The 6,981-nt window shown below is 65.3% G+C and carries 5 protein-coding genes; 1 reads left to right on the top strand and 4 read right to left on the bottom strand.

The genetic code is table 11. The features are described from left to right. Positions 1 to 2,257: glycoside hydrolase family 44 protein (locus VF515_01555; protein HEX7406311.1), on the bottom strand; the 2,257-nt coding region annotated here is incomplete at its 3' end. Positions 2,258 to 2,674: 417 nt separating this feature from the next. On the opposite strand from VF515_01555, the gene VF515_01550 reads away from it, so the two are divergent. Further along, positions 2,675 to 3,466 (top strand): class I SAM-dependent methyltransferase, encoded by a 792-nt coding sequence (locus VF515_01550; protein ID HEX7406310.1) that lies wholly within the window; start codon positions 2,675 to 2,677, stop codon positions 3,464 to 3,466. Positions 3,467 to 3,709: 243 nt separating this feature from the next. Here the strand turns inward: VF515_01550 and VF515_01545 are convergent, their stop codons facing one another. The 3 genes from VF515_01545 to VF515_01535 all read right to left on the bottom strand — a co-directional run. Beyond that, positions 3,710 to 4,918 carry a RidA family protein gene (locus VF515_01545; protein HEX7406309.1) on the bottom strand — a complete coding sequence of 403 codons (1,209 nt, stop codon included), beginning with the start codon at positions 4,916 to 4,918 and terminating at the stop codon, positions 3,710 to 3,712. After that, complete coding sequence (locus VF515_01540; GenBank protein ID HEX7406308.1) at positions 4,915 to 6,126, bottom strand: branched-chain amino acid ABC transporter substrate-binding protein; 1,212 nt, start codon at positions 6,124 to 6,126, stop codon at positions 4,915 to 4,917. Before VF515_01540 ends, VF515_01545 begins: the two co-directional genes overlap by 4 nt. 16 nt (positions 6,127 to 6,142) lie before the next feature. Next, a partial coding sequence (locus tag VF515_01535; GenBank protein ID HEX7406307.1) for an ABC transporter substrate-binding protein occupies positions 6,143 to 6,981 on the bottom strand: 839 nt, incomplete at its 5' end.

Below are 6,981 nucleotides of genomic sequence, written 5' to 3'. Positions count from 1 at the left end.
GAGTGGATGTCGGCGTCGCCGTCCCGGTCCGCGTAACGGTCGGCGCGGGCGTCACGCCTGACGCCGGAACAACGAGAAGCGTAAGAGACGAGGCGGGAAAGGTGGCCGTGAAGCCGGTCTGGCTCACGGGCAGGTCCGCTTCGCGTACGATCGCTGCCAGGTTGGCCGCACTGTAGCGATACACCTGCGCGGCCGCGGATGGACTGAAGTTGTCCAGCGTGACCAGGCTCGTGAGCGCCTGCGTCGCCTTGTTGATGATGATCAACCTCAGCACGCCACCGGCACTGTCGAGTGCGGCGTAGACTGCCAACTGGTCCTGATCGGCGCTGGCGGCCGCGACGCTCACGTCGCCGAAGCGGGCGTGCAACCCGTCGTAGTTCAGAAACAAGCGGAACGCGAAAGCCCCGGGCTGCGCGCTACTGGGCGGAGCCCACAAGGTGGCGAGGTCGAGCCCTTCACGTCCGAAGATGCCCAGCACATCGGCTTGCGCCAGTGCCCCGTTGAGGTTGTCCAGCGCTCCCCAGTTATACTCACTGACGGCCAGCTTCGTGCCCGGGTAGTCGGCGTTGACCCAGTCGTGCATGCGGGGCACGAGCCGCACGGGTTCGGCGATCCAGCTCTCGTCGGTGTACGTCGCGTCCCACAGAGACCGGGTCGAGCGCAGGCGCAGCGCTTGAATTGCCGCGCTACCGGCCGGGGACAACGCCACTCCCGAGGCCTCTGGATAGTAGTGGACATCGAGATAATCCAGCAGCCGCATGCCCTGCTGCTCGTAGGCCTGCATCTGCTGCAGGTACCATTCGACGAATGGTATGTTCCCGTGCGCCAGACGGTCCTGCGGGTTGTTCCACCACGCGCCGCCGGGCGCCCAATCGAGTGCCGACCAGAAATACGCCGTCCATCCCCAGGATACCGGACCGAGTGTCTGCGCGGTGGGGTCCGCTGCTTTGATGGCGGCGGCGTAGGCGGTGGTTCGGTCACGCATCTCGTCGTAGCTTGTCGGAGTCGGATGGACGTCCCGATGCGTGTCGTCCCACAGCTCGGGTTCGTTGTCGAGATTGTAGAAGCGGACGCCGGTGCCGGCCGCGTTGCCATACTTGCCCAGCAGATGAGCCATCCAGGCCTGTACAAATGCCGGGGTGATGGCAGCGCTGGTATCGCGCGGATCGTTACCAGTGATCTCCGTACCGTCGGTTCGGACACCGTTGCCGCAGTCCGGCATCCACGGGTCGGTCGACTGTTGCGCGCCATACTTGCTCACGCTGAAACCGCACGCCCGGGTGCGGTCCTTTGGGGTCCAACCGATGAGTGGGACGGTCAATAAGGTTGCGGTGCCGGTGCGTCGGTTCTGGTCGATAAACTGATCGCTGGCCGAACCGTCGGGCAGCGCTGCGGGATTGGCGTTGTCGTTCGGCAGGTTCTCGAAGTACCAGTCGGAGGCGTGGTTGTTCGCGTCGACCTGCCAATTGTACCGTGTGGTGGCATTTCCGCCCCAGCGCCGGACGGAGAGCTGCAGCTCGGCAGCGAGGTTCTCATCGGCGAAATTCATTCCATAGATGTACGGGCTGATAGAGTGGCGATTGGCGGCCGCATCGACGTTGAGCGAAGGCCCCACGCCCGGGGCCGCCGGGGTCGGTGTCGGCACGCCGGAGGCGACGAAGGCCACGTCATCGAGATAAAACGTCGGCTGCGCGCCCGCGGTATTGTTGAACCAGTAGACGTAGTTCACCTGCCGGGATACGCCGAGCGCCGCCAAGGGCACATCGACCTGCGTCCATGTCCCGGCCACCGGCGTGAAATCAAGAATGGTCGCAACCCCGGTGGTGCTGTTGCCGACCTGCACTTGCACAATCTGAGCGCCGCTGCTGCCGCCGTGCACGTAGAAACGGAACGTGTCCAGCGTGCTGACGTCGAGCGCCGAGGGACCTCCGAGCTGCAAGCCGCTCCAGCTGCCGGTGTAGGTCACCGCGATCGAGGCGGTGCCGCTGTGGACGGGAGCGGCGTTGGCGAAGTTGCGCGTGACGCCGCCCCACGACCAGTCCTGCCAGCCATTGGCGAGGGCATCGGTATAAACGGCGGCGTTGGCACGCACCGCCACGGGGTGGGCGACGTGGAGAACCGTAAAACAGATGAGCAGCTGCGAGAAGCGATGACGTGTCATGCCGCGAGTAGAAGCGCGGCGCGTGCCACTGCCGGGCGAGACGCCGGGCGGATCAAAATGCCGTACGCCACCGTCGCGAAGCGAGAGCTTCGGCACGGTTTTGACACCAAAATGCTGAGCGCCCGGACCGCCTCCCTCCTGGCTTACGGACGCACGGCAGACTCCCGGAGGCGGGAGCACTCAATTCAGACTGTCATGAAGCATCGGCGCCGGAGCCCTCGGTCGCCGGCGATAGCGCTCATAGAGACCCGCGTGGGGAGTCCATGACGTCGCGGTCGGTCTGCGAGGAGGCACCCCCTGCATGCGCGCCCCGGGTGCCACGTGGGAGACGCGATTCACATCTCAGGCGGCCACCCCGCGCGTTTCATTTCCTTGGCGAGGATCGCTGGTCATCGACTGATCCGGCAGGCCCCGATTTGGGGTCAGGCCGCACCTCGCCATCCCTGCAAAGAAGTCGGCTTCCGGTAAAGGCGGCGTTGACGTCTTGAACCGCAGCTGCCAAAGGTCGAGGTGATGAACGACCCGCATCGCGAGCAGGTCGTGGCGGCGTACTACGATCGATTGGCACAGGTGTACGGCGATGGCGAGTACTTCCGGGCGCGGCGCGCGGCCGTGCTCACTGCTATCGCCGCTGAGATCGAGGATGCGCGTGCCGTGCTCGACCTGGGCTGCGGTAACGGCGCGTACGCAGCCGAGTTCGCTTCACGGGTTCCGGCCGCGCGGGTGGTGGGCGCCGATCTCTCGCCCGCAATGCTGCACGCGGCGCAGCAACGGGTGGGCGGGCGGATCTCGTTGGTCCGGGCAGATGCCATGACATTGCCGTGCCGCCCAGGCAGCTTCGACCTCGTGTTCATGAGTCACGTGCTGTTGCTGGTGACCGACCTCGAGCGCTGCGTGACCGAGGCAGCGCGCAGCCTGCGGCCCGGCGGGCTGTTGGTCGCAACCACCGGGACCAGTCACTGGCGCGACCAAGTGCGCCAGTTCATCGCCTCGAAGGAGTGGCAGGAGGTGGAGGCGCTGTTTGCAGCGGGATTGCGCGCCACGGGGGATGACGAAGCGCACGCGGCTGCCGCCTGCGCTGGCGTCGGTCTGCGGCCGGAATGGCGGAGCGCGCCGTTCTCGGTCACCTGGCCTGCGATCGAGGAGTGGGTGCGGATTCGATGGCTCACGATCGCAGACGAAACGCAGCGGGCGCGCGCGGAGCGCTGGCTCGCGCAGGTGCGTCCGCAGGTCGCCGGGCTGACGCTGCACCTCACGGAGACCCTGATGACAGCACGCAAGACGTCAGCCAGCGCGCGTTCGTGACGCGCCTCCTGCCCATGAACACGCGCCTGCTCCGTCGCCCAGGGCGTTGCCCTGGGCTCATGGCTTGCCGCCCTTTCAGGGCTGAGACCAAAAGGACTCAACACCTCGACGGTGATGAGCCCCAACGGGGCGGCCATTCATCAGCCTGGGGCATCGCCCCAGGCGGTGGCGTCGGGCGCGATCGGGTTCATGGGCACTCCAAGCCGGCATCTCGCCGGAGTCTCCAGCGAGGGGTGTCCCACCTCACACCGGCCGCGGTAGCGCGGCGATGGCTTCCATCTCGCAGAGCAGATTCGGACGGCACACGGCGGCCTTGACTAACGCGTTAGGGCAGCCGGCGAGGCCTCGTTGCCGGAGGATCCGGCGAAGCCGTGGCGCATCTTCCGGGCTCTTGAGATATGTCGTGGCCGAGACCAGATCACCCAACGACGCGTTCTGCGCCGCAAGCAGGGTCGAGACATTCACGATCATCCGCTCCACCTGCCCGTCAAAATCGCCAACGTGCGCGGTTTCGCCCGCCTCATCGACGCTGGCGGTACCCGAGACGTACAGCGCGATCTTGTTCGCTTCGACCACCTTGAGCCCACGAGAGAAATCCGATCCGTACATCCAGGCCTCGTTGAGGGTCGGCGTCGTCATCAGCCCAACTTGCAGCGGGTCGGGAGATTTGATGGCGTAAATCCCCATCAAAAAGTTGTGCCCTTCTGGAAAGGGCGCGCCATAGATGCCGGTGCTGGCGGGGTGCAGCTTGATGCCTCTGTCGTGGAAAAACTCCCTGCGCCCGCGGTTGAACTCCGCGTAGTCGCGGTCCATCTCTCGCAGGTAAATCCACGTGCGGACGACGTCCTGGAAGCCCATCCCCTCTTGCCGCAGCAGCTCCTCCGCCGAGACAAACATGTTGTAGGTTTCCGCGTACGACGTTCCGGACGCGCCGTAGATGTTTCCGGCACGCAGATACTTCTGACCGCCCAGGATTTGCACTTGCGCACCAATGCGGGCGCAGTCATTGCAGACACACTGTGACGTACGCCACACATTCCAGACCTTCGCCGCGCGCTGATCGTGTGGGATGACGGCCAGAACCGAGATCTCGAGCCGCGCCCAGTCATTCAGCGGCGGCTGCTCGATGAAGGTTGACGCGGGGTCGAAGGCTTCGAGGCCGGTTTCCTTCACGACCTGGAGACGCGCCTGCTGAAAGCGGTTCAGGTCTTCTCGTATGTTGCGGAAGTACACGGTCTCTTGAACGACGTGCTCCAACCCCCCGCCTTCCGATCGCAGCAGGTCGCGCAGGGTCCGGTAGACCGATTCCGTCTGGTAGGCGATTTCGCCCGGCCTCAGAGACTCAGGCCGGCAGAGCAGAAAGATCTCGTTGGCCTCCGGCCCCGCAAATCGCCGGAGCACACTGGAGGAAAAATTCGTGTCCGCCGCGCTGTCCTGTTCATTGTGAATCATGGGTTCAAACTTTCGTGGAGTAAGTGAGCTATCGGTTGCGCTTGTTTGCTGTCACTGCCGTTTCGAGGGATGCGCCCGAGCTGGCCATGTTCGACGCGGGCGAGAGGCGCGGAACCCGCACGATTCCCGGACGCGTCGAACTCTATCCTACCGGTTACACCGTCCCGGTGCATCACCGCCAGCGCCGCACGCAGGGATTCTCCGCCCTCACCACCAGTGGAGCGCAGCGCCTCGATCAGCAGCGCGGCACCATCGTAGCCGTAGGCGGCCAACGCGCCGCACTCGCGGTTATGCACCTGCCGGTATCTGGCGCGGAAGCGCTCTGCGGCAGGTCCGGACGCTTCCGGCGGAGCGGCGAGGATCATCCCTTCCGCCGCGCTGCCGGCAGCCGCGATGAACTCCGGGGACGCGAGCCGCAGCGGACCGAAGAAAGGAGCGCTGATCCCGGCCTGGCGTAGCTGCCGTGCGGCACCTGCCGCCAACTCGGGGGGATCGAGAAACAGGATCGCCTCGGCGCCGGCGGCACGGACCTCCGCGGCGACGGCGTCCAGGTCCGTTCGTTCTTCCTGCAGCGTGATTTTGTGAAACGCCGGCGCCCCAGGGGCTCTGGCTGCCTTTTCGAACGCTGCCGCCGCAGCACGCAAGTCGTAAGAGGTTTCCGCAACCAGCGCGACAACCTGGCGAACGCCGGCGCGGCGCATCTCCTCGATCAGCGCCTCTGCTTGGCGGCGATCATCCGGCGCCAGCCTGAAGAACCACGGCACTCGGATCTGCGTGAGAGTCGGGTCGGAGGCCCATGGTGTCAGGAGCACGAAGCGTCCCTTGGCTCGCGTAACGACTTGCTCGGCCAGGTGCGCGGTGCGACCGTCGGCCGCGCCGAGCACCGCTTTGACTCCTTCGGTGTAGACCAGCCGGACCAGCTCGCCCGCGCCGGCATCCCATTTCCCGGTGCCGTTGGCCGCGACCGCAACACACTCGCCGGCCCTGCCAGCACATTCCTGCACGGCGATTTCCGCCCCGTTGCGGATCTCCCGGGCGTCCTCTGCGTCCGGACCGTTGCTCGCCAGGAAGAACCCGACCGCCGTTGTGGCAGCGTCCGGGTGCGTGGCTCGGAGGCCCACTCCGCTGTCAGCCGCGACCCCGGTTGCGACGGCAACGACCATTGCGGTCGCCGTAACCATCGCCGCGCTTGTGCCCGATACCTTCACCGATTACTCCGCCCTGCTATTCCTTGGGTTTATCGGGCCGGAAGAAGTGAAACTTTCCGTTTTTCACCTCCGCCAGCCAGGGCTTGCGGACGTTGTTCATCGTCGAGTCGAACTCGATCTTGCCGGTTACACCGTCGAGACTCTTCTTGGAGAACAGCGCATCGCGAATGCGAGCGCGGTTGAGTCCTGCACTGCGGATGGCGGCAATGATCATGTTGGTCCCGTCATACGCGTGGGCCGTGAAGGCGCTGGGCTCTTCCCCGAAACGCTCGTGATACCGCCGCCGGAAGTCGAGCCAGGCGGGGTCATCTCGATCCGGGTTGAAGGTCGCCGTCGCCACCACCCCTTCCGCTGCCGGGCCCGCGACTTCCAGGAACTTGGGATGCACGCAGCGGTCGAAAGCAAAGATCGGCAGCGACATCTTGCGCGCGCGCACCGCTTTGACGACCAACCCCAGCTCGGTCGGGTTGCCGAGGAGAAATAGCGCATCCGCGTGCGTCTGCGCGATATGATCGAGCTGTTCCGAGAAGTCCGTGTCGCCGTTGTTGAATCGTTGCTCGATCACGATGGGATGGTTCAACCTCCTCGTCGCTTTGACGAAATGCTGGATTCCCATCCGGCCGTCGCGGTCGTTCACGCGCAGCACCGCCACGCGCGAGAGGCCGCGGACGCGGAGCATGTAATCAACCAGCAGATACGCGTTTTGACGATCGTCGCTCATGACCCGAACGATCCAGGGAATCGCGTGCTCCAGAAGAGTTGGATCAGTGGAGCCGGCGTTGACGATCGGCACCTCGGCTTTGAGCGTGGCGCGCGCCAGCACATGCTGATGATTGCTTTCGACGCCGCTCAGGA

This window comes from Candidatus Binatia bacterium, assembly GCA_036382395.1.
GTDB lineage: Bacteria > Desulfobacterota > Binatia > HRBIN30 > HRBIN30 > JAGDMS01.
This window is presented reverse-complemented; position numbering and strand designations above follow the sequence as displayed.

Coding starts and splice junctions, on each gene's coding strand:
- VF515_01545 (HEX7406309.1), bottom strand. CDS start 4,918: ATGATTCACAATGAACAGGACAGCGCGGCGGACACGAATTTTTCCTCC.
- VF515_01550 (HEX7406310.1), top strand. CDS start 2,675: ATGAACGACCCGCATCGCGAGCAGGTCGTGGCGGCGTACTACGATCGA.